The 24,318-nt window shown below is 59.3% G+C and carries 12 protein-coding genes; 4 read left to right on the forward strand and 8 right to left on the reverse strand.

Features of this window, described 5'->3' with window-relative positions; genetic code table 11:
- Positions 1-626 precede the first annotated feature (626 nt).
- Complete coding sequence (locus IC235_RS13630; RefSeq protein WP_191005734.1) at positions 627-1,472, forward strand: hypothetical protein; 846 nt, start codon at positions 627-629, stop codon at positions 1,470-1,472.
- Positions 1,473-1,637: 165 nt separating this feature from the next.
- Here IC235_RS13630 and IC235_RS13635 read toward each other — a convergent pair whose 3' ends face one another.
- On the reverse strand, positions 1,638-3,560 hold the full coding sequence (locus IC235_RS13635) for an ABC-F family ATP-binding cassette domain-containing protein (protein WP_191005735.1): 1,923 nt from the start codon (positions 3,558-3,560) through the stop codon (positions 1,638-1,640).
- Between the two features lie 909 nt (positions 3,561-4,469).
- Here IC235_RS13635 and xrtK point away from each other — a divergent pair.
- A complete protein-coding gene (gene xrtK, locus IC235_RS13640; protein WP_191005736.1) occupies positions 4,470-4,994 on the forward strand; it encodes an exosortase K in 525 nt (174 codons plus the stop codon).
- Positions 4,978-7,908 carry an MSEP-CTERM sorting domain-containing protein gene (locus IC235_RS13645; RefSeq protein ID WP_191005737.1) on the forward strand — a complete coding sequence of 977 codons (2,931 nt, stop codon included), beginning with the start codon at positions 4,978-4,980 and terminating at the stop codon, positions 7,906-7,908. Before xrtK ends, IC235_RS13645 begins: the two co-directional genes overlap by 17 nt.
- A gap of 265 nt (positions 7,909-8,173) precedes the next feature.
- Here the strand turns inward: IC235_RS13645 and IC235_RS13650 are convergent, their stop codons facing one another.
- The 3 genes from IC235_RS13650 to IC235_RS13660 form a co-directional block, all read right to left on the reverse strand.
- On the reverse strand, positions 8,174-12,322 hold the full coding sequence (locus IC235_RS13650) for a T9SS type A sorting domain-containing protein (RefSeq protein ID WP_191005738.1): 4,149 nt from the start codon (positions 12,320-12,322) through the stop codon (positions 8,174-8,176).
- Between the two features lie 1,095 nt (positions 12,323-13,417).
- Complete coding sequence (locus IC235_RS13655) at positions 13,418-15,952, reverse strand: ABC transporter permease (RefSeq protein WP_223847287.1); 2,535 nt, start codon at positions 15,950-15,952, stop codon at positions 13,418-13,420.
- 533 nt (positions 15,953-16,485) lie between these two features.
- On the reverse strand, positions 16,486-17,169 hold the full coding sequence (locus tag IC235_RS13660) for an ABC transporter ATP-binding protein (RefSeq protein ID WP_191005739.1): 684 nt from the start codon (positions 17,167-17,169) through the stop codon (positions 16,486-16,488).
- 183 nt (positions 17,170-17,352) lie between these two features.
- On the opposite strand from IC235_RS13660, the gene IC235_RS13665 reads away from it, so the two are divergent.
- Positions 17,353-18,072, forward strand: a complete 720-nt coding sequence (locus IC235_RS13665; RefSeq protein ID WP_191005740.1) for an arylesterase — start codon at positions 17,353-17,355, stop codon at positions 18,070-18,072.
- A gap of 611 nt (positions 18,073-18,683) precedes the next feature.
- On the opposite strand, the gene IC235_RS13670 is transcribed toward IC235_RS13665, so the two are convergent.
- The 4 genes from IC235_RS13670 to IC235_RS13685 form a co-directional block, all read right to left on the reverse strand.
- Positions 18,684-19,790 (reverse strand): T9SS type A sorting domain-containing protein, encoded by a 1,107-nt coding sequence (locus IC235_RS13670; protein WP_191005741.1) that lies wholly within the window; start codon positions 19,788-19,790, stop codon positions 18,684-18,686.
- Positions 19,791-20,532: 742 nt separating this feature from the next.
- Positions 20,533-21,201 carry a T9SS type A sorting domain-containing protein gene (locus IC235_RS13675; RefSeq protein ID WP_191005742.1) on the reverse strand — a complete coding sequence of 223 codons (669 nt, stop codon included), beginning with the start codon at positions 21,199-21,201 and terminating at the stop codon, positions 20,533-20,535.
- Between the two features lie 577 nt (positions 21,202-21,778).
- Entirely contained in the window at positions 21,779-22,588 is an 810-nt protein-coding gene (locus IC235_RS13680) for a T9SS type A sorting domain-containing protein (protein WP_191005743.1), read from the reverse strand.
- A 1,520-nt stretch (positions 22,589-24,108) separates the two neighbouring features.
- A partial coding sequence (locus IC235_RS13685) for a T9SS type A sorting domain-containing protein (RefSeq protein ID WP_191005744.1) occupies positions 24,109-24,318 on the reverse strand: 210 nt, incomplete at its 5' end.

Consider the following 24,318-nt stretch of genomic DNA (forward strand, 5'->3'; position numbering starts at 1 on the left):
CGGAAGAAAGATTCAAAATAACGCGAGCGTAGGCCAGGTGCCACTTCCGAGAGGTCTCGTTGATAGCGTATCATCGTCGCTGCCACCCCTGGCTGCATTAGCTTGCTAAGCCGGCCGCAAAATTGTTCAAAATTGCGTCAATGGCTATAAAATCGGCTTTGGAGCTACCACAGGGTAGCTGTGCCGTATCGCTATCAATGATTGGACCCCGACTCCAGGGGCGTGAGACATCTGTTTTCTCACTGCTTAAGCCATTTCACAGATGAGGTACATGTAGCTCAACTGCTCCTGTGGGCCCTCGTCGTCAGCTTCCCATTGCACAGACGAGGTACGTGTGGCTCGTCCTCTTTTTGAGCTTCTCGGCGGCGAGCAACCTGGGGGCCTGGCCCAGGGCGGCCCAGGAGGTTAAGGCGGATAACCAGCCGTACCTCGTTCAGTAAATTGCTTTACGTATTTTTCTACTTTTCACCATCAGGCTTAGCCAACTCGGATTGATACGGGCAAGGTATTTGACAGGCAGATACCCGATCAGTAGCGATATTGTGAAAAAAAGCGCGGGCGGGTGCAACCTTAGCCGGGTTAGTGGCATCTTCCCGCGAGAAGCCATTTTCTACGTAATGGATTTTATGCTGTCTGTTTATTGCCGCCGCTTGTATCTACTGGCCTTAGTGGGGTTGGCCACCACGGCCTGTTCTCCTACCTATTGGCTGGAACTGAAGCCGGCGCGGCCGGCGGGCTTGTTTAACAACGGGCGGGCCCAAGCTCAGGCCGTGGCCGACAATGTAGAAGTTCGGCTGCGCTTCGTGCACTACGAGCCCACGCGGGTGGTTTTTGAAGCAGAGTACCACAACTCTACCAATCACCCTGTGGTGGTCGACCCGACGGCCTTCAAGTACGAGGTAAGCCGGGCGCCCGCCCCCGTTGCGGCCCCGCGAACCAAGCGCCCCAAGCCGCTGCCCGACACCCAGGTAACGGCCGCCGTGGCTGCCGCCAGCATGTCGCTGCCGCTGCCGCCGCTGCCCCCAAGGTCGCTGGCGGCCTACGACCCCGAGCCGGAAATAACCGCCCTGCGCGAAGGGTCCGACAAAGCCGCCGCCAAAGCGGCCCGGGTCGACTGGTTAGGGCTGGCCCTGGGCGCGGTTAGCATGGCTACCGACATCGCCAGCATCGGCAAGCGCGAAACCGTAGCGCAGTACCAGAGCCGGGCCGCTATTCAAAACGTAGCCGTGACGTACAACGTCATTTCTTCCGCTACCAAGATGGAGCAGGCCGTAGCTGCCGACCTCATGCAGCAGCGGGCTGCTCAGTTGCAGGAATATGCCCTGCGCAAAGTAACCCTGGCTCCCGGCTACGAGGTACGCGGCTACGTCTACTTCCCGCGCTACGACGCTGCCGACAGCGTGGTGGTCCAGGCTCCGGTGGGCTCCCGCACGGTGCCGCTGAAATTTGTGCAGGTGCGCACGCGGCAATAGCGCCCACTGGTAAATCCATCATCAGCTAACCTCCACCAGTGAGTGAGTAGAATAGTCGGCAGGTTAGACTGCCGTCAGGAAAAACGCTCAAATCAAAGAGCCGGCCCCGCACTGTAGCGGGGCCGGCTCTTTGATTTGGAGGCTAGGAATAAGAAGGGAGCGTACCTAAATGAATTCGGCTAATTCCAGCCACCGCTCTTCCTTTTGGGCCAGCTCCTTTTCCAGGGCTTGCAAGCGGGCGCCCCAGGCGGCAAAGTCCTGCGGGCTCCCGCTGCCGCCGTTCAACTTCGCGGTGATTTCCTGCTTCTCGGTTTCCAGCGCCGCCATTGCGGCTTCGAGCTGTTCGTATTCTTTCTTCTCGGCGAAGGTCGGGCGGCGCTTCGGAGCCGGCGTGGTCGGCGCCCCGGCCGTGCTCACGGTTGCGGGGATGGCGAGCTTCGCGGCGGCCCGGGCGGCTTTGGCGGCCTTTTCTTCGGCTTCGATGGCCGCTTCGGTTTCGCGCTCGGCCAGGTACTCGCGGTAGTCGGTGTAGTTGCCGGGGAAATTGAGGATGGCGCCCCCGGGCTCCAGCACGAAAAGGTGCTCGGCGAGGTGGTCGAGGAAGTAGCGGTCGTGGCTGACGATGAGCAGGCAGCCGGTGAAGTGCAGCAGAAAGTCTTCCAGAATGTTGAGCGTGGCCAGGTCCAGATCGTTGGTAGGCTCGTCGAGAATCAGGAAATTGGGGTTTTTGATGAGCACGCGCAGCAACTGCAGGCGGCGCTTTTCGCCGCCACTCAGCTTGCTGACCAGGGTGTACTGCTGGGCTGGCGGGAACAGAAACAGGTTCAGGAACTGGCTGGCGGTGAGCACGTCGCCGTTGGCCAGCTCTACCACTTCGGCTATTTCCTTCACGATGTCGATGACGCGCTGCTCAGGGTCAAATTCGAGCTCGGCCTGGGTGTAGTAGCCAAACACCGTGGTCTGGCCCACGTCGACGGTGCCGGAGTCGGGCAGCATTTTGCCCGTGAGCAGGTTGAGCAGGGTAGACTTGCCCGCCCCGTTAGGGCCCACGAGGCCAATCCGGTCCTTTTTCTTGAAGACGTAGCTGAAGTCATCCAGCACCACGTTGTCGCCAAACCGCTTGTTGAGGTGGCTGGCCTCGATGATTTTACCACCCTGCCGGGTAGTTTTCACACTCAGCTCAATTTGCTGCTTGCTGAGGTTGGTGCTGGCCTTTTCCTTGGTCACGTAGAACGCGTCGATGCGGGCTTTTTGCTTGGTACCCCGGGCCTGGGGCATGCGGCGCATCCACTCCAGCTCCTTACGAAACAGGTTGCGGGCCTTCTCAACCTCGGTGGCTTCGCGCAGCTCGCGGTCGGCTTTCTTTTCGACGAAGTAGGCGTAGTTGCCCTGGTAGCGGTACATCTGGCCCTTGTCGAGCTCCACGATTTCGTTGGCTACCTTGTCGAGGAAATACCGGTCGTGGGTCACCATCAGCAGCGTGAGGGTGGGGGAGGACAGGCGGTTTTCGAGCCACTCGATGGTACTCAGGTCCAGGTGGTTGGTGGGCTCGTCAAGCAGCAGCACGTCGGGCTCTTCAATCAGCACCCGGGCCAGGGCCACGCGCTTGCGCTGCCCCCCCGAGAGCTGGCTGACGTTGCGGGTCAGCAGCTCGCCCAGGATGCCCAGGCGGCCCAGGATCTGCTGCACCTGCGCCTCGTAGTCCCAGGCGTTGAGGGCGTCCATGCGCTCCAGTACCCGCTGCAGGTCGTCGGGCTTGTGGTCGGGGTCGTTCACCACGTGCTCGTATTCCTTGATGGCCTTGAGCGTGTCGTTTTGGCTGGCGAAGATGGTTTCCTCCACGTTCAGGCTTTCGTCGAACACGGGCTGCTGGCCCAGGTAAGTTACCCGGATGCCTTTGCGGACGCTCACCAAGCCGGAGTCGGGGATTTCCAGGCCGGCCAGCACGCGCATGAGCGTGGTTTTGCCGGTGCCGTTGATGCCCACAAAAGCCACGCGCTGCCCTTGTTGCAGGCCAAAATTCAGGTCCTTAAAAAGCCAGCGGTCAGCGTAATTCTTCGAGATATTCTCGGCGGATAACAGGTTCATAGGTAAAAGTATACCGTTTCGATGCAGTCAAGGCCCATGTAAAGCGCCCGCGACTGACGTGTGCCGAATTTCCTGGTGAAAATTGATACGGGAAATCAAAAACTGATACCCAGCCAATTGTACGGTATAGAGTACTTTGGATGGGTGAATTGCAAAGGTACGACTGCGCTGTCTGAGCACCTTAATAGACCGGACCGCTACCGAAGAAGTCAACTCCAACTGGAGGCTGAGTGTCCGATGCAGCGTACGGTATATTTTCCTATCTCAAGTTGCGAAATAGCCTTGTAGCGGCGGTAGGTTAGTAGTAAGTCAGCGAGGCCAGGTGGTTGAGAGCCGCGTGGCGGCGGAAGGTTGGTAGTAATCAAGAGGTCATGTGGTTAAGAGCCGCGTAGCGGTGACAGATTCGGCTGTTGGCCCTGCCAACCGCGACGTAGCTCTGGTTTAGCCCGGGGTACCCTGTTCTACCAACCTCCCGCCGCCACGCGGCTAGTCCCCAACTTCGGTTTTCCTACTATTCTATGTTCTCAAAGAATACAAATCGGCAACCGCGCACAGAATGGCACCCGCTCGTCACGGAACGCCCGCAACTGAATCACTGGTACCGCCAGCGGCTAACACGATTCAGCATTTCCTTCCTGATGCGGTGATTACAGGCTGGGCGCCGAAAACTCCTGGCACGATTCAACATTTCCTACCTGATCCGCGCTTTGTTTTCATGTAAGATACGAGGCTCTTGGCCGCAATGCCTCCGCTCAAGCGGGGCTCCTAAGTGAGAAGTTACTGATTTATTATGTTTGATATACAGCGTTATATGTCAAGGATGTGAAATTTGTTTACCCGTTACTTTTAATTACAAAGTACTTTAAACTATGTTTGCGAGGTCGAAGCACAAGCTCAGCTTACCTCCCAATGTCATCTCCCTGCCGGCCTTCTTATGTCGTGGTTGTAGCCGCCTTCATTGCGGCTAAGCTGCTGTATGCCCAGGCTACTACCGCGGACGTGCGGTTTCTGCTGGCGCCAACTAATGCACTGGTGGAGATTATGCTCAGCTCCACCTCCGTCTTCGATGCTGGCCGCGGCTATGTGCACCCGGGCCTGCGCATCGTGATCGATAAATCGTGTGCCGGCGGGAATTTCTGGTTGCTGAGCTGGCTGCTGCTGGCTGCGACGTATTTGCACCAGCACGGCCGGCGACCGGCGCTGGCAGTGTTAGCGCTGGTGGTCGTCAGCTTCGGACTCACCTTACTGGTCAATGCCGCGCGCATAGTGGGGGCGGTAACGCTGGGCCGGGTACTGCCGGTGGGCGGGCCGCCACCGGGGTGGCTGCACGAAGCGCAGGGGGCCCTGGTGTATCTGTTTTCTCTGGTGGCCGCCCACTGCGCGCTGTTGTATTTCCTGTTTAAAACCACTGCTATCCGTGCGCACTCTGCTTAATCCGAAATGGCTGTGGCTTCTGAATACGCTGCCGCTGCTGGTCCTACTCACGTTGCTGAGGGCCACTTACGACGTCATCCATACCCTGCTGCCGGCGGAAAGCCAGCATCTGTGGCAGTGGTTTGGGGGAGTGCTCGTGTTGCTCGGAGGCTTGCATGCCGGGTACGCTACCTGGCAATGGCGTCGTCGGGCCACGCTTTCCGGCGGGTATGCCGTGGTGGCCCTGGTGGCATACACTGCATTCCTGTACATCTACTGCTATCATCTCTCGGGGCTAATACCATTCGACTTGCCCCGGTGGATGGTAGCAGGCGACCTGCCACTTTACGTCGGCACCTTTCTTATGCCCACGCTGGCCCATGCCGTCGCGGTACTGGTGTTGCGTCTTACCCCCGAGGATAAGGAACGTAGCCCCTTGCCCAGCTTTGGGGCCGCGCTGGCCGTGCCAGTGGCTTGGTATGTGTTCGCGCAGTTGGTGCTGCCGCTGTGGCAAGTGCTGGGCTTAGATAGGGTGGGCGGCGGGCTAAAGAAATTAGGTTTGCACGGAGTAGTAGTAATGATCATTGCCGGTACGCTGATCTTTCTACTTTTCCTGGCCCGGGGAGTCTACATCCTGGCTTCCCGTCGGGCAGGCAGGTGGGGCCAGTACCAGTGGGCCTGGAAGGTGTTAATCACGGGCTTACTTCCCCTGTTAGGCTTAGCCATTAACAATGGGCAAGCCCGCGACTACCTCAGCTTAGGGGTGGGAACAGATAATTTTTTCGGTGACTTTGACGGTCCCTGGTGGTATGGACTGGCGGTACTAAACGCAGGGTTGCTGTGCGTGCCGACGCCCACGAAGCCCCGGGTGCGGCTGGCCCTGTACCTGGGGCGCGGCATTACGCTCTCGTATACCTTCTACTTCTTCCTGGTATTTCTACCGCTCCTGCCGTTGTCGGTGGTGGCCGTAATCGCCATCGGGGTGGGTTTTTTGCTCCTGACGCCGCTGGCCCTGTTTATCGTGCATGTTCGCGAGCTGGCTCAGGATTACGCCATGCTCCGCGGCTTCTTTTCGGGCCGGGTGCTGGCCCTGGGTCTGGCCGAAGCCGCGGCCGTGCTGCCGCTGGGTATTACACTGCATTATTACCACCACCGTATGGTGCTCCACGAGGCCCTTGACTACGTGTATGCCCCTGATTATGCCCGCTCTTATCGCCCGATTGACGCCGAGGTGCTGGGCAACACCTTGCAGGTAATCGACCAGTACAAGACGAGTGTTTTTCGGCCGCGCCCTTCGTTTACGGGGGCGCGAGTACCTTATCTGTCGGCGTATTTCAACTGGCTGGTACTCGACAATCTTACCTTGTCCGAAGAGAAAATAACGACCCTGAAACGCGTCTTTTGGGGCTCTGAACCGTCTGGCTCCGCTAGCGGGACCCCGGTTAGCCGCTCGGATGAGGAGACCCCGACTGCCCGGCCCACCCTCACGCAACTGGCGGCCCGTAGCCACTACGATGCGCGCCAGCGGGCCTGGGTAAGCTGGCTGGATCTTACGATCACCAATTCTCATGGTTCTGGGAGCCGCGAGTATGCCACCACCTTTGGGCTCCCGGCCGGCTGCTTTATCAGCGACTATTATCTCGATATCAACGGCCGCCGTGAGCCGGGCATCTTAGCGGAGAAAAGAGCGGCGGCCTGGGTGTACTCGCAGATTCGCAACGAAAGCCGGGACCCGGGCCTGCTCCAGTACGTGAGCGGCAACCGCGTGGCGTTGCGCATGTTCCCGATTGCGGCCGGTGAAATCCGGTTCACTGGCATACAACTGCTCCACAAGGAACCGCTGCGCTTCCGCATCGACGACCACACGGTGGCGTTGGGCCATGCTGCCACGCCCCCGCCAGCCGCATCCACGCCAGCCGTCCCAGAGCCGACGTCAGCTGTGCCGCCTGTTCCTGGCGTGGCCTACGTGACGGCCGCCGAAAAAGCCACGTTGCCGGTGGTGCGCCGCCAACCCTATTATCATTTTCTAGTGGATATGTCGGCGGGAAAGGCGCGGTACCAGGCCCGGTACCAGTGTCAGATAGATGCGTTGGTGGCCCGCCAACACTTGTCGGGAGATGATGTTCGTGTCAGTTTGGTGGGCACCTACGTGACTACGCTGCCGGCCGCCAGCCGCGATGTAAATTATCCGGCCGCCGGCCGCTACGAAGGCGGCTTCTACCTTGACCGGGCCATTCGGCAAATCCTTGTGCAGGCCGCCGAGCAGCCCCAGAACCGCTACCCCCTTATCGTAGTCGTATCAGCTGATTTTAATCAGGCCATATTACCCGATAATTTCGCCGACCTGCGCCACGCCTACCCCGAAAGCGACACATTTTATGAATTGCTGGAAGACGGTCAATTAGTCCCGCACTCACTAGATACCGAATCGATCTCGCGTACGGGGCCGGCGCTAACGAAGCCCACCGCGGCGGCCCCCGTAGTGGCCTGGCCTGATGCTCAGCGGCCGGCCGCCTATCTGCCGGCCAATGGCCAACCCGACTTCGTGCTGGCTACTTCCCATCTGGATGTGCCCGAAGCGGCCATCCGGCAGCGCGACTGGCAGTCGGGCCTGCTGCTCCAGGGTTTATGGCGAGCCCGGCTGCATCACCCCGCGACCACCGCCCCGGCGGAGGTAAGCCTGATTCAACACAGCTTCCGCTCGGGCATTCTCACCCCCCTTACCGCGTATTTATCGCTCGAAAATGAGGCCCAAAAAGCAGCTTTGCGCCGCAAGCAGGAGCAAATGCTGAATGGCCACCGTGCGCTCGATGCCGGCGAGGAAGCGCAGCGGATGTCGGAGCCTGGCGAATGGCTGCTGTTGCTGGCCGGGGCTATCCTAAGCTTCCGGTGGCTGCGGCAACGGAAAGCCCGCCTGGCGCGGTCTGCGTCGTAACGGCTTGTACTATCCGGTTCTGGCTGGGTTTTGCACACGTGATACCCAAGCGGGAGTAGGGCTGCCGTTTGGCTTGGGGGCTGTGACGCCCCACCCGCGCTTCCTGGGCTGGGGCCGGGTCTGCTCCGTAGCCACGCCCCGAGTCGCCCGCCCGTCGCCGACGTATGCCCGCCCCACCTTTAGCCTGTCATAACGGATTTTCCCGACAATAAAAAAGGCTCCCGGAGCATTGCCGGGAGCCTTTTTTGCCTTTCAGCCGAGTTGTTTACTCCCGGGTTAGTAGCAGCGACTGGTTCATGGCGCCGCCGCTAACGCGCACCATGTACGTGCCGACAGCGAGCGATTGCAAATCCAGCGGGTGCCGGGCCGTGCCGGGCAGCGAGTAGTTAGCTACCTGGCGGCCCGTTAGGTCGAGCACCTGCACCGAGTAGTTACCAATAGGCAAGCTACTCAAGTCGAGAGTGGCCGAGTATCCTGCCGGGTTGGGGTACACCGCAACCACCCCTTTGCCCCCGAACAGTACGTCGCGTACCGACGAGTGTACGCTGCTCCCGTCGATGTCAACCTGACGCAGGCGGTAGTATACGGGCTTATTCGAAGCCGTGAGGCGAGCGGCTCCGGCGTCGATAAACTCGTAGTCCGTCGATCGGGAGCTATTGTTCTGGCCGCGCACGTTGCCTACTGCTTCGAAGGAGTAGCCGTCCAGGCTGCGCTCAACGACGAAGCGGTCGTTGTTATGCTCGCTGGCGGTAGTCCAGCGCAATTGGGCGTCGAGGCGCAGGGCCACCGCTGTGAAGCGGGCTAGCGACACTGGCAGCGGCGCCGTGATGGTCACGTCTTCCGCCGTGCTGGAGCTGCTGGTATAGTTTCGGCCGCCCGCCGCGTCTAGGCTGGCATCGACCCCACCAGCGTAGTTGCCACCGGGCTGGATGGTGCCGGTAGCCGCAGAAGTTCGCCGGGGGTTGTCGTAGCTCACCGCTGCCGATGCCTGGTAAGGGAAATTATTTTGGGCCGTGAGCGGATCAATGGTGGCTTGGAAATTGGTGGTAAGGGTAGCGCCGGCGGGGATGGTGAGGCCACCAAATTCCAGCACACTTACTCCATTGGCCGGGGCAGTATAGGTAGGAGTGGAGGTGCTGTTATCAGCCTTCTTCAACGTAACGGTAGTCGTATTGCCCGCCCCATCGTATTTGAAGACGTTGGCTTGGAGCGTGCTTAGTACACTCACCCCCGTAGCGGTACCACCCGTATTGGCAACGGTAATCGTATAAACGGCTGGTTTTATTGGGCCCGTGGCGCTGGAGCGTACCCGGACGGGCGTCGTGGTGGACATCGACACATTAAGAGCCGGCAGACAGACCGTATTACCCGACCCGCTGCCGGGCGCGTTGGTTTGAATCGTGGCATCCGCGCCCTTAGTCGCCCCGAAGGAAGCGCCGAGCACGGTAGTGGTGCCGTTCTGCCCCCCAACTGCCGAAAATGAGCCCGGGGTGCCATTGGCGAGTACCGCTCCGCCGCCGCCCCCGCCCCCGGGGCCATAGGCCGCGCCGAGTAGCCGGTTAGCACTGCCGCCCCGGCCCCCTTTGGCGCTTACGGTTAGGTTACTGAGCGTACTGGCATTAGCTGCTAACAGCAGTACCGAGCCGCCACCGCCGCCGCCGCCGGCGCCGGCATTGGTAGTACTGGCCGAGTTGAGGCCGTTAGCGTTCACGCGGCCGCTACCGGCTACTAAGCCCGTACGGAGAATGACGATGCCGCCACCTCTGCTGCCGCTGCTCGCCATCCCGCCGCTTTGGGCCGAGCCCGCGCCGCCGCCGCCGCCCATCGCCAGCCGACCCACCGAGGCTCCAAATGCGTCGCCCCCGATGCCTTGGGCATTATCAGAGGTATTACCTACGTAGCCCAAGCCGTAGCCGCCCAGGCCACTTGCGCCGCCATTGGCCCCGCCGCCGCCGCCACTATTGCGCGAGTTATCCCGGGGGAATAAGTCGGTGCCGCCCCCGCCAGCATTCCCCGGGGCTCCGCGGCCGCTGCTGCCGTCGCGGTAGCCTTCTACCCCCGTGTCGAGCAGGGTGCCGTCGTTGTTCACGTACCGTGGGGTACCGGCCGTGCCTTCTCCCTTCTGGCCGTTGGCATTGGCCGTCGACAAGGTCCGGTATTCATCGCCTTGCAGGCTCTCATCGCCCGTGCCGCTAAGAGCGCGCCCCGCTCCGCCCCGAAAGCCGCGACCGGTCATGGTCAGTAAGGCATTGCCGCTAAACGTAGTCCGCCCGGCCACGTCCACGGCCAGCACGCCCCCGGCCCGCCCATTCCAGGCCGCCCCGGCCACCGAGTCGGCCACGGTAAGGGCCGAGTACTGCGGCACGCGGATTACCTGAAAGCGGCGCTGGCCGGTATTGGTTGCGGCGTCGTAATCGAGATTAGCGTAGGTGTTGGTCAATACCCGATCTAGGGTGAGGGTACCGCCGCTTAAGGCACTCACCGAGTTGGTGGCCACGGCGTACTCGTACAACCCAGCCGTGAACTCACTGGTGGTAATGTTGCCTTTGCCTTGAGAGCCGCCGCTGCCATAGGCCGCTGATTGGGAGGTGTTCAGGGTTGCCCCTTGCATCTGCATTACCAGCACCAGGTCGCCCGCCGTGATGGGAGTGCTACTGGCCCCCGTGCCGGTCAGGGCCGCGCCGAGGACGATGTTCGAAGCCCCGCCGCTGTTCGTAATGGACTGGCCCGGGAAGTACGTGTTAGGAGCTGATCCCAGACCGATGGAGCTGATTCCATCCTTGCCGGGGGTAGCGCACACGCCCGCGACGTTCGCTATCCCCGTGATGAGGGTTGTAATGGAGGAGATGTTGTTAGTTGCTACGGGGTCGGGCTCAGTTGAGGTATTGCCGGTGGTACCCGTTACCGATCCACTATTCGGGGCGGTAAAGCTCACCGTGTTGGTAGCCGGAGTCCCGCCCGCCGCCAAGCTGGTGGTACTGAACGTTACGAGGCCCGAACCAGCATTATACGTGCCGCCGTTGCTGACCACCACATTGGTCAGGCCGGCCGACAGTTGTAGGGTTGGCACCACGTTCGTTGCCGAGAGGGTGCCCAGGTTGGAGGTGGTCACCGTGTACTCCACCTGGCTGCCAGGGGTTGCGGCTGTCGGGCCGCTTACGGCGTTGGTGATATCCGCCCCGCGCACGATGATGGTAATATTAGCGGGGTTCGCTTGCAAAGGTGGGGTCTCCGACACGTTCAGCACGTCGGCTGCCGTGTACGGCACGGTGACGACACCCGCAAACGTGCCGTTAGGAGTAAAGGTCGCTACGCCGCTGTTCGACACCGTCAGCTGGCCTTGAGGCAGGTTCAGCACCTGCTGGACCCCGGGGGTCGTGGGGTCCAGGTCGCAGCTGCCGGGCGCGTAGTTAGCGTATAGGAAGAGGTCGTTGCTAAGAAGGTTAATCGAAACGGGCTGATTGTAGTTGGTACTGGCCAGGTCGTCGCTCAGGATGGGAGTTTGCTTTACTTCCAGCGCTCTGATCTCGTGGAAGTTGGTGCTGCCCCCGGTCGAGCCCGAAAAGCCAATACGTAGGTTGCTGGGCGGGGTCGGGACGGAGACACCGTTCACGGCTGTTTCTACCACGGATCCGTGTTGAATTCGCACGGTAATCTTATACGTGATTGGCGTGGTGTTCTGGGGAACCACGTCGATGTAGGCCCGCCGATAGTCGTTGGAGCCCGCTTGGGCTCGGGCGGTGGGCACGTCGAGGCTGAAGGGCAGGGTGGGGCTGCCGGCCAGGTAAGGGTAGTCGGTAGCGCTACGGCCGTTGCCCGCCCCCCGGATAGAAACCGCGTCGGGCGTCAGGTTAGGCGTATTGATGCCGCCCACCCGGCCTTCGGTGCCGTTCGCGTAGTTACCATATTCGTCAATGCCGATACCGATGTAGCCAAACGGTACCCCATCGCTAAGGGGATTAATGGTCTTTTGAGCGTAGCCCAGCGAGCCACCCGAGGCCCCCGGCGTAAAAGTATTGGCACTCGTTTTATCCGCATCTACCAGGAATACCGAGAACCCATCAGCTCCGTTGCCGCCGTAGGCAAAAAATTCAAATGAAATGCTGAAGCCTTGCGGAGCCGGAAACGAACCCCGGTCAATGGCAAACCCGGCCTGGTCGTTGCCCGCCGAGGTCAGGCGCAGGTAGCCCGCGCCCTGAGGGTCAATGGGGTTGGGGTTGGCAGCAGTCAGCTTGGCAGTGCCTCCGAGTCTGAAACCTTGGCCTATTGTTGTAGAGTTCTGGAACGACTCAGCGCGCGGAAACTGAGCATAAGCATAATGAGACTGGACCACCAACAAGGCCAAAAGACCAAGCATCCAAGTAGGAACTGGCCGAGCTAGCAGCGGCCACTCGGCAAAGAAGAGGTGTTTCATGGATATGGTTAAATTAAGTGTGTTTTTGAATTAGTATTAAAAGAAGATAAAATGATGGCAATCTCAAGCATTAAAAATCATATCTGCAAGTTATGGTCAAAAAAACAAACCTCTGGTAGACTTGCTCGAAAAACACAATTAGAAGAACGAAAATCCTTTGTAAATCAACAGAAAGAATCTGTGATGTGCAACTATAATGGCTTTTTTATTTTTGTATAACCGCCAAGTGAGCAGAGGTAATATCACAATTTATCCATATCAAACTGGTTTTTACCGAGTTTTATATTGGATTAAGTAAAATTGAATTTTTTTAAAGTATAAAATTATAATTTCAACGAAAACTTTTCTGCGAATGGATTTTATCAATCGTAGGCATCCGTACAGTTGGCCTGCTCCATCGAGCGGACCCGCAGAAGCGTTAGAGCAGGGAAGAAAGCCGCATTCTTAGGAGCTGGTTGCGCAGCTCCGTACCTCAGTCGGCCCCAGAGGCTACCTGGTTGCGGATGCCCTAGAGTCTGCTGTCGTAACGTTGCTGCCTTGGGGTGCAGTAACTTCTGCACCCCAAGGCAGCAACGAAGCGCTCTCAGGAAGCAGTTCGTGGCTTGATTGGAGTAGCTCGCCAAACGCCGAAGCCGCTTGAGGCAACTGCGAAAGCGAGCAGCTTTGTTGCGGTCGCAGTACAAGCTGTGGGCAATGAGCTGTGGCGACCGTCTTGTTCTCGGCGAACGGCCAGTTGCGCGCCCAGGCTTGGCAGGTTGGGCCCCACATGGTTTGTGCTCGGCGGCCCACGGGCAATTGGCCTTTTAGCCGGAGGCAAGTAGCAGGCAGGGCGGAGTACCCGGTGGGTCAACCAAGGCGTGCTTGGGGGAGGCGTCCACGAGGGAGAGCAAAGGCAGTCGGCCTACTGGTTGGTAGGAGCACTAGCAGAGCCGTTCTCCAGTCAGGGCACTGTTTTTTAGGAATTAAAAATTAAAAATGGAGAATTAAAAACTTGACCAGCCGATTTTTAATTCTTTTCCGAAAACTGCTCTGGTTGTGGGCAAGTGCCCAACCGAACGAGAATAAAGACAGGGGCAGCGCTCGCCACTGCCTGCTTCAGCCCTCTGCTCGTAACACCTCCAGCGGGGAACGACGCAATACGTCGCGGCTATTAAACAGGCCGATGCCCGCCGTGAGGGTGGCAACCAAGGCAGCCAGCGCGAGCAGGGGCAGCACCGCCGGCCCAAACCTAACCTCAAACACCCATACCGCCAGGGCCCAGGCCGCCAGGGCTGCCAGGCCAATACCAGCTAGCGCCGCCAGCAAGCCCAGCAGGCCGTACTCAACCAGGGTAATGCGCAGGATTTGGCCGCGGCTGGCGCCCAGCGTGCGCAGCAGCACGCTCTCGCGTACGCGCTGGTAGCGGCTGATGACTACCGAGCTGCTCAGCACCAGCAAGCCGGTGAGCATGCTGAAACCAGCCATGAAGCGAATGACGAAACTTATCTTACCCAGAATGTCCTGAATGGTTTGCAGAATCAGGCCCAGGTCGATGGCCGACACGTTGGGAAACTGCCGGACCAATGCCTGTTGCACGGCGGCCAGCTCCCGGGTGGTAGTGGTGCGCGTGAGCAGCACCTGAAACTGGGGCGCCTGCTCCAGCACCCCAGCGGGAAACACCACCAGGAAGCTAGGCTGCACCCGGCTGCGGTCAACCTCCCGCGTGCCGCCCACAATAGTGCGGAGGGGGGCGCCCTGCACGTTGAAATCCAGCGTGTCGCCGAGCTGCAGCTTGGCGCGCCGCAAGTACCCGGCCTCAACCGAAATAAGCGGTGTGCCATTGAGGTCGCGCTTGGGCGCGGTGCCTTCCACCAGTTTTTCCGAAGAATTCAGGGTGTCGCGGTAGGTCACGCGGTACTCGCGGCTGAAAACAAAGCTGGGAATACCGGAAGTAGTATCTCGTTTCAGGTCCGCAGTTTTGCGGCCGTTGATGGCCGTCAGGCGCATCGTAACGATGGGCACCCGGAGCAGGACCGGCAGCCGTTGCGCGCCGAGTAGTTTCTCGACCCCGGCCAGTTGCTCGCGCTGGATGTCGAACAGCACCAGGTTGGCTTGCGCCCCCCGCTCGGCTAACCGCACCCGGCCCAGCAACAGGGCCTGCGTGAGCAGGAGAGTGGCCAGCAGGAATGTGCCCAGCCCGATGGAGGTAATCAGAGTCAGGGTTTGATTCTGGGGGCGGAATAGGTTAGCCAGCCCCTGCCGCCACACGTAGCTCCAGCCCACGGGGAAAAAGCGCCTCAGCAGCACCATCAGCAGCCGGCCCAGGAGGGCCAGCGCCATAAATGCCGCGAGCAGCCCCGCCCCAAAGCCCAGCGCGAGTTTCCACTCCTGCGTTTGGTGGTAAGCAAAACCCATAATGAACAGGCCGATAACAATTCCTACCAGGTAGCGTAGCGGGTCGGGCCGGGAAGCGTCGTCCTCAAACGCCACGCGCAGCACGCGCAGCGGCGATACGCGCCGGATGCTGAGCAGCGGCAGCAGCGCAAATAGGATGGCCATGAGCAGGCCGGTGGCCAGACCCGTCAGAACGGCCGGCCACGATGGGCTTACGGTGATGGTCACCGGCAGAAAATCGCCCAGTACCCGCGGCAGCAGCCCTTGCACGGCCACCCCGAGCGCCGCCCCAAGCGCCGCGCCTACCAGCCCCAGTCCGGCAGTTTGCAACAGGTAGATCAGCAAAGCCTGCTGGCCGCTGGCCCCCAGGCAGCGCAGCACGGCCACGGCCGCCAGCTTTTCGCGCACATAAAGGTTCACGGCGCTGGCGACGCCCACGCAGCCCAGCAACAGGGCCACGAAGGCGACCAAGCTCAGGTAGCGGGTGAGGTCGTCGAAGGAGCGGCCTAGTTGTTTTTGGCGGCTGGCTACGGTGTCGATGTCGATATCAGCCTTGTTGAGGCGGTCCGTGAGAGGCTGGAGCACGGCGGCTACGTCGGTGCCCGGTGCAAACCGGAAGGCCCGCCGATACTGCACCCGACTGCCGCGCTGGATGAGGCCCGTTTTCGGCAACAGCGCCACCGGGATAAACACCGTGGGAGCCACGGAGGCAGTGATGGTAGACTGGCCCGGCGTTTTCAGCACCCGCCCGATGATGGGCAGCTTCACCCGACCTACCTGGACCGAATCGCCAATGCGGACCCCGAACTGCACCAGCAGCACGTCGTCGACCAAGGCCCCGGGGGCTGCTCCCGGAGTGGCAAACTGTTGAGCCGCCAACTGCGGGGCGGTCAGCCACTGGCCGTAAAAAAAGCCGCCATCGCGGGCCCGCACCTGCACCAGTCGAATGCCGCCACCCGGCCGGAACTCGACCAGCGAGCCAAAAGCCACCTCGCGGGTGCGTTCCAGCCCCAGGCTTTTCAGTTGCGGCTCCATGCTGGCCGGGAATGGCCGGCCGCCGGACGACAACACCAAATCAGCTCCCAGCAGCTCCCGCGCCTGTTCATCGACACTCCGCGCCAGGTTGTCGCCAAACGAGTTGATGCCCACCAGGGCGGCGATGCCCAGCACGATGCTGGCCATAAACAGTAGCAACCGTGTCCGGCTGCGGCGGCTGTCGCGCCAAGCCATGCGGAAGAGCCAGCGGAATTGGGTCATCGGAGTGAGGTAGGATCGGTGAAGTAGAACAGGGAGTGGAATAGAAGGAAGCAGGAAATACCGAAAACGGAAAGGTCCCGGGGGGAGGAATGAGGAACCAGTCGCGGAAATGGATATTAATTGGAGAACAACCACCGAGCGAGTGCGCAGCAGGTCGTTCGGTGGTTGTTCTACGACTATGTCATCCCGCAGTAGGGTTGCTCATAACTTATTGTTATTTAAGAAACTTGCTGCAAACCATGAGAAGCCCGAATGGTAATAAGATTCCCCTATAATGGCTCCCCATACGCGGGCAGTATGGCTTCCGAGGTACTTGCTGATCGGTCGCGTATCCAGCCGGAGCGGTAATGGAGATCGCGGCGTATAACCAAGCCCATTTTCTTATTGCGGTGATGATCACCAATATCCCCATCGTCAAGATGACAACTGCCAGACTTTTACCGAAGGCATCTGGGTGCCCGTTCACCCCGGATTCCAGGCTGTCCATTGGATCTTTTTTTATCTTTTAAGTTTATCGTGTTCTTAACTCCTAATTAAGGAGTGGCGGCTCCGGCAGCGACCACTTCACCACCGCGCAGGCGCAGAATGCGTCGGGTACGGGCCGCCAGCTCCAAATCGTGCGTCACCAGAACCAGTGTAGTGCCGGCCTCGCGGTTCAGCTCGAAAAGCAGGTTTACCACTCGCTCGCTGGTGTTCGGGTCGAGGTTGCCGGTGGGCTCGTCGGCGAAGAGCACGGCGGGGCGGTTGGCGAAGGCGCGGGCCAGCGACACCCGCTGCTGCTCGCCACCCGAGAGCTGGGCCGGGTAGTGGTGGGCCCGGTCGGCCAGCCCCACGCGGTCGAGCAGGGTCAGGGCCACTTGGGCCGCGCCGCGCCGGCCCCGCAGCTCCAGGGGCACGAGCACGTTCTCCAGGGCCGTGAGCGTAGGCAAGAGCTGAAAGTTTTGGAAAATGAAGCCCACGTGCTGGTTGCGGACCGCCGCCCGCTGGTCTTCGCTCAGCTGATCGAGCAGAATGCCGTTGAGCCACACGCTGCCCGAAGTGGCCCGGTCGAGGCCGGCGCATAAGCCCAGCAAGGTGGTTTTGCCCGAGCCCGAAGGCCCTACAATGGCGAACGTGTCGCCGGCCGCCAGCTCGAAGCTGACGGAGTGCAGCACGGTCAGGTCCTGGCCGGCGCCGGAATAGGTTTTGGTGAGGTTATCGACTCGAAGGATGCTCATGCGAAAAAATAATATCGATGTTATCGTCTGGGGCCACCCCTGGCAAGCCAGTAGGTCGGGGCCAAGCACCCAGTTTCGGGGTCCTGGCGTAACCAGAGGCCGCGCCGCGCGTTACGTTTAGGGAAGACGCCAAATACTTTATCATATTTTCTGCTTTACGGCTTCGTGCCCAAAACGCTACCCATGAACGTCGTTTGTTTTTCGCTGGCTGCCCTACTGGCCCTGACGCTGGGTGCCTGCAACTCTAATCAGCCGGCGGAGGTGGCAGGCTCATCGTCGGCCGCGCCCACCGGCCGGCCCTTGGCCGCGCCGGCCACTCCAGCGGCGGGTAAAAAGCGGCTGCTGTTTTTTGGCAATAGCCTCACAGCTGGCTACGGGGTGGAGCCGGAACAGGCCTTCCCCGCTTTGGTAAGTGCGAAAATCGATTCCCTGGGCCTGGGCTACGAAGTCGTCAACGCCGGGCTGAGTGGCGAAACTACGGCCGGGGGGCGCAGCCGCGTGGGCTGGGTGCTGCGCCAACCCGTGGCGGTGTTTGTGCTGGAACTGGGGGCCAACGATGGCCTGCGCGGTCTACCCCTGGGCGACACGCGGCGCAACTTGCAGGCCATCATCGACACGGTGCGGCGGCGCAGCCCGGGCGCCCAAATCGTGCTGGCGGGCATGCAGATTCCCCCGAACCTGGGCACCGCGTATGCCGCCGACTTCAAAGCGCTGTATCAGGAAATCGCCGCCCAAAACGATTTGGTGCTGATTCCCTTTCTGCTCGAAGGCGTGGGCGGTATCCGGCAGCTTAATCAGCCCGACGGTATTCACCCCACGGCGGCCGGCCACCGCATCGTGGCCCGCACCGTGTGGACGGTGCTCCAACCCCTGTTAGTTGGGCAGGCGGCTGTTAACCCCTAAACTTTAATATCATAGAGGTAGCGTAGTGCCTAATTTAAATAATTATGATAATTTAGAAATGGCAAACTAGTATGTCGCTTTACAAACTTTAATCAAATGAACTACTTAGAAAAATATCAAGAAGTAATAAAAAGCTTGATCAGCAGATATGGGTCTAAACCTAACTCATTAGCATTCTGCTATTCAGGAATTATCTGACAAGCCTATTCGAGTGGAAAAAGATTCTGGGAAATAATTCAGAATTTATGAAGAACACAGATGCTCATAATCTTTTCCCTGAGTTGAATCCTGAATGGAAAAAGGAAATGAAATCTATTGATGAATTTTATGAATATTTAAGACAACACGGAATCGATGGATTACATAGCCGCTGTTATAACAGTAGGATGGGTTCAGCGAAAAAAAGAGAGGGTTGTAGAGCTCCGCTTAAACGCCCATCCCGGTCATTTAAATGGAGCCCACAAACTCACTATTGAGTTATTGTCACGAAGTTTGTACTGTTGCTCCCTCAGGAGTGCGCACAAAAAAGCTCCAGCTACTGAGCCGGAGCTTCACTCCCATATTGGAAAACGAATAAGGGGTTTCCGGAACTTTGGATGCCAGTGACCGGCTTAGTCGCGTGTCAGGGGCAAGGCCAGGTTCACCTGTTGGCCGCGGACCTGCACGAGGTAGCGGCCGGGGGCCAGGTCCGAGATGGGGAGCGGGTGCTGCTCAGCACCGACCAGCGTGTAGCGGCCGCGCGGGCGTCCGAGCAGGTCGAGCACCTGCACCTGGTAGGGGCCGGGGGGCAGGGCCCGTAGGTCCACGGTCAGGGGCTGGCCGTCGGCAGCGGGGTTGGGGTAGAGGCTGGGGCCGGTTTCGGGACTGTTGGCGAAGGCAACGGTGCGCACGGGGCTGAAGGAGGCCGTGCCGTCAGTGTCGACCTGGCGCAGGCGGTAGTAGACCAGGGGGAAGCCGTAGCGGGCGGCCCCGGCATCGGTGAAGCGGTAGTTGCTGGGGCGGGTGCTGGAGCCCTGGCCGGGGGTGGTGGCCAGGCGCTCGAAGGCGTGGCCGTCGAAGGCGCGCTCGATCTCGAAGCGGTCGTTGTTGCGCTCGCTGGCCGTGGTCCAGCTCAGCAGCGCGTCGCTGCTGGCGGCCACTGCCTCGAACCGGGTCAGCGCCACCGGTAGCGGCCCCCGGTTAATGACGGTGCTAGACCCGTTGTTGAGCGGATTGACATCGTTAGGGACGTTAAGCGAGCGTGCGGTGCTGTTGGCCGAGATGACCGTCCTACTGGTGGGCATGGTAAAGCTAACCGTGCTGTTGCTGGCGGTGCCAGAGGGAACGGTAGTCAAAAAAACCTGCTGAAAGGTTACCCTCAAGCCCCCGGAAATGACTGCGACAGAGGCTCCGGGGGGTAACACTAGGTTAGGAAGATCAGCAACTGAGAATGGCGGTATCGGGGACGCTCCCAGGTCCATGATCCGTTCCACAGTGAAGGGTGGGCCAGCGAAACCAAATGGACCCGAGCCGGCGTAGGTGGTGAGGGTAAAGCTCACGGTCTGGCCCGGCGCGGCTGTGGCTGTACTAGCGGTGGTTACCGTATACACGTCACAAGTCTGCGCGGCGGCTGAAAAGCTCAGCGCTAGGTTAAGCAGCAGCCCTACTACTAAAGCAGTGAATAAGGGTCGGCGCACAAAAGCAAACAGCGGCAACTGAGCGGTAGGAGAAGTTTCCATGGGGGTAATGTAAGTGAGATACAATTCGGAAAATCAAATCGTTAAATCGTTCTATGCCCAGGGCAAGAAAAGAGCTTTGGTATCGCCTGAGCAAGGCTGATGTGCTTTCCCGAGCTTTTACGAATAGAAAGTGATTTTGTTTGACATATTAAATATGAAAGTTGAACAAAATGGTTGAAAGGATAACTAAAGGCAAGAATATTTATCTAGTGAGTATAGTGTTCTGATTTTTGTACTTGAGCTCAAGGTAAATGTTTCTAAATTAGTGGCTTATGGAAACGACTCATAGTAATAGCTGTAGCCCCATAGGAGTTAACCTGACATGCCCCTGTCGGACGTATCGGGTAAGGGGCCACTCTTGTAGAAAGGGGCGCTAGCCGGCAGGGATACGGATAGGAGACGCTAACACAAGTGCCTATCAGAATAATAATTTGTAAATGTTGTGTTAAGTGCTGGTAGACGAGGGACTACTGCCTCGGCTCAATGCTGAGCTTCAATCTTATGGGTCAGAACGTGGCTCGCGGTATGATTCTGATTCGGCTATATCGGTGGCGCTGGGTCCCGGGCCCACTCGTTGGCTGGGGTCGGTCAGGGACGGATGCTGAACGTTCTACCACGGCGGCGATCCGTGCGCAAGGAGACAGGTTTGTCGGGCTGGTTGACCTGGCAGTATACAAAAAAGCTCCGGCCCGAGCACCGGAGCTTTGCGCAGAAGAGAGGTGTTTGGATGCCAGTGACCGGCTTAGTTGCGTGTCAGGGGCAGGGCCAGGTTCACCTGTTGGCCGAGGATGCGCACGAGGTAGCGGCCGGGGGCTAGGTCCGAGATGGGGAGCGGGTGCTGCTCGGCGCCGGCCAGCGTGTAGCGGCCGCGCGGGCGCCCGAGCAGGTCGAGCACCTGCACCTGGTAGGGGCCGGGGGGCAGGGCCCGTAGGTCCACGGTCAGGGGCTGGCCGTCGGCAGCGGGGTTGGGGTAGAGGCTGGGGCCGGTTTCGGGACTGTTGGCGAAGGCAACGGTGCGCACGGGGCTGAAGGAGGCCGTGCCGTCAGTGTCGACCTGGCGCAGGCGGTAGTAGACCAGGGGGAAGCCGTAGCGGGCGGCCCCGGCATCGGTGAAGCGGTAGTTGCTGGGGCGGGTGCTGGAGCCCTGGCCGGGGGTGGTGGCCAGGCGCTCGAAGGCGTGGCCGTCGAAGGCGCGCTCGATCTCGAAGCGGTCGTTGTTGCGCTCGCTGGCCGTGGTCCAGCTCAGCAGCGCGTCGCTGCTGGCGGCCACCGCCTCGAACTGGGTCAGCGCCACCGGTAGCGGCGTCGTCGAAGTGATGGTAGCAGTAGACGCATTGTTGTTTGGGGTGGGGTCAGGGATACCGAATACGTAGGATACGTTGCCGTTGGCCCTGACACTTCTGTTGGGCATGGTGAACCTAATTGTGTAGAGAACATAAGTGTTAGCGGGAATGCTAAAGGTGCCAAACGACATCACCCCGGTATTGGAATTATAAGAGGGAGAAGGTACACTAAAAGGGGTCCCTTTAGCCTCACTGGATACCACGACATTAGTGAGAGACGACGTCGTACCAGTGATTGGGTTAGTGAAGACTAGACTCGGCTGCACGCCTGAGGATGGGAAAGCAGAGAAGTTACTGACTGCAAACTCGAATCTTACAGGCGTGTTCGCTGCGGCTGGCGAGGGGCCAACGGTTTGGAAGAATGTGCCTACGTCCGCCTGCGCGGCGGCCGAAAAGCTCATTGCTAGGTTGAGCAGCCCTAGTATTAGGGCAGTGAATAAGGGCCGGCGCGACAAGGCAAACGGCAGAAGCGATGTAAGAGGGGTTTTCATAGGAAGTAACAAAAAATGAGAGATGGTAGTCAGGAAACCAAGGCGTTAAATTGCTCTACAGCTTTGGTAGACAACCGTCGATACAATGAGAAGGCCCCGGCCCGAGCGCCGGAGCTTTGCGCAGAAGTGAGGCGTCTGGATGCCAGTGACCGGCTTAGTTGCGTGTCAGGGGCAGGGCCAGGTTCACCTGTTGGCCGAGGATGCGCACGAGGTAGCGGCCGGGGGCCAGGTCCGAGATGGGGAGCGGGTGCTGCTCGGCGCCGGCCAGCGTGTAGCGGCCGCGCGGGCGTCCGAGCAGGTCGAGCACCTGCACCTGGTAGGAGCCGGGGGGCAGGGCCCGTAGGTCCACGGTCAGGGGCTGGCCGTCGGCGGCGGGGTTGGGGTAGAGGCTGGGGCCGGTTTCGGGACTGTTGGCGAAGGCAACGGTGCGCACGGGGCTGAAGGAGGCCGTGCCGTCAGTGTCGACCTGGCGCAGGCGGTAGTAGACCAGGGGGAAGCCGTAGCGGGCGGCCCCGGCGTCGGTGAAGCGGTAGTTGCTGGGGCGGGTGCTGGAGCCCTGGCCGGGGGTGGTGGCCAGGCGCTCGAAGGCGTGGCCGTCGAAGGCGCGCTCGATCTCGAAGCGGTCGTTGTTGCGCTCGCTGGCTGTGGTCCAGCTCAGCAGCGCGTCGCTGCTGGCGGCCACCGCCTCGAAGTGCACCAGCTCCACTGGTAGGGGGATGCTGGTGTTGCTCCCATTGTTGCCAGGGTTTTCAGTCCCCAGATAGCCAGATATGTATACAGCCTGGCAGTTGGCAGTGATAGCATAGTTGGGCATAGTGAAGGTCGCCTTGATAAAAGCGCTCTGGCCACTTGGAATGGAAACGGTGCGCGTTAATAGCCCGGTGGAGGGATTATAGGAGCCCGAGGGCGTCACCTGTACCGGATTGGGTTTCGGCAGAAAGAGCGGGTTTGTAACTAGCGTCATGTTTAACGTCACGTTGACGGTTGAGTTAAAAAATCCACCGTTGTTGTAGCAGGTAAAGATGAAGATCGCTTGCGAACCTGCTGGGGCCGTGGCGGCATTGCTAGCAAGGGAAACCGATATGTCCTCACCAAACTGCGCGGCCGCTGAAAAGCTTAGCACTAGGTTAAGAAGGAGCCCTAGCACCGGGGCAGTAAGTAAGGGCCGACCCAAGAAGACAAACGGCGGAAGCTGAGTAAGAAATTTTTTCATAAAGAGTAATAAAAAAATGAGAGATGGTAATCAGAAAACCAATGCGTTAAATCAACTTTTGTAGACAACCACCGGAATGGTGGGAGAGACACAGAACAGCTCCAGTATTAGGGATAGGGAAGGGCCGAGATAGCGCCTAAATTAGGAGGGCTCAGGTTAGTAGTAAACAAGGTTTTCCTAGGAGCAATGAAAAGGGAGTCAAAATCTTATGTAGTAGATGTGATACAGTAACCCGAGACTAGGCCGGATTGTAAAGGATTTTCAAGGGAGCTATACTAAACCAGCGGTTAAATTGTTTAATAAATTAAGTGAAAAAGGCAAACAATGGGTCGAAAAAGTGTAAATAGCGCTTGCTCGAGGTCAAGCTTCACAAACGAGGCGGTACCAACGCCTGCTCTATCCCGCAGTGTCCTTTCCCTATTCTTTCCTTTTCTCTCACCATGGGGTTAGTAGCTAATAGGCCAGGAGCTACTAGTTTCGGCTCACGGTCGTGCTTCAATCGGGCGGAGCTGGTTATCCACTAGAAGTCAAGGACTTATCCAGGCATCGCCCCCGTTCCCATAAGGTTCTGTACTTAGTGGTTGACTGAGTAGTCCCAGACGAGAGAAACCCAGGTGCCACCTAAATGCGCCAGTGGTACCAGTTAGGTAGTAAATGCTGTTCTCATAGGAGCGAGGAAAAGAGAGTTAAAAACTTCTGCATGGGACGTACCAACTTCAGCTCAGGTTGGGGATAACAGTACTTGTAGGAGTGCCATATTCAGTTGAAGGATGGTTAAAATAGTACAAAATTCACCCATAAATAGGGCTACGAGCTAATGTGGTGAGTGTGACAAATAATCACAATGCCATAACTGAATTGGTATACTAGTCACAATGTCGCAAAAAAAAATGAATAACACAATAAAAAGAGTGAAGAGCAGAACATTTTGGGCTGTCAGGGTTTTGTTTAAGAATAGTATAGAAATGTATCTGTACATCTTAAGCTCGTTTTGGCGATCCAGTCTTATGGCTCCAGACTCTTACTGGCGATGGGGTGCTGGCCCCAGCACCCCATCGCCGCCAAGCCACTAGGGAGGCCGAACAGGTACGCTTGGGTATGGGAAGCCTAACGCCATCGGGCCGCGTGCGAGGCGATAGCCCTGCCGGGATAATCAGCGCCGCATGGACGCACAAAAAAAGCTCTGGCCAGATAGCCAGAGCTTTGCTTATAAGTCGCGAAGGACTAGGCCGAGGATAGGCCCATGACGTTCCTGTCGCTAGGCGCACACTCTAGTTGCGCAGCAGGGGCAGGGGCAGGGTCAGGTTCACGGTCTGGCCCACCACCCGCACCAGGTAGCGACCCGGCTGCAGGTGCTGCGCGGCCAGGGCGTACTGCTCGTTGCCGGCCAGCGTGTGCGTGGCTAGCGGCCGGCCCAGCAGGTCGAGCACCTGCACCTGGTAGGGGCCGGGCGGCAGGGCCCGCAGGTCCAGGGTCAGGGG

Source organism: Hymenobacter montanus (assembly GCF_014699115.1).
Taxonomy (GTDB): Bacteria; Bacteroidota; Bacteroidia; order Cytophagales; family Hymenobacteraceae; genus Hymenobacter; species Hymenobacter montanus.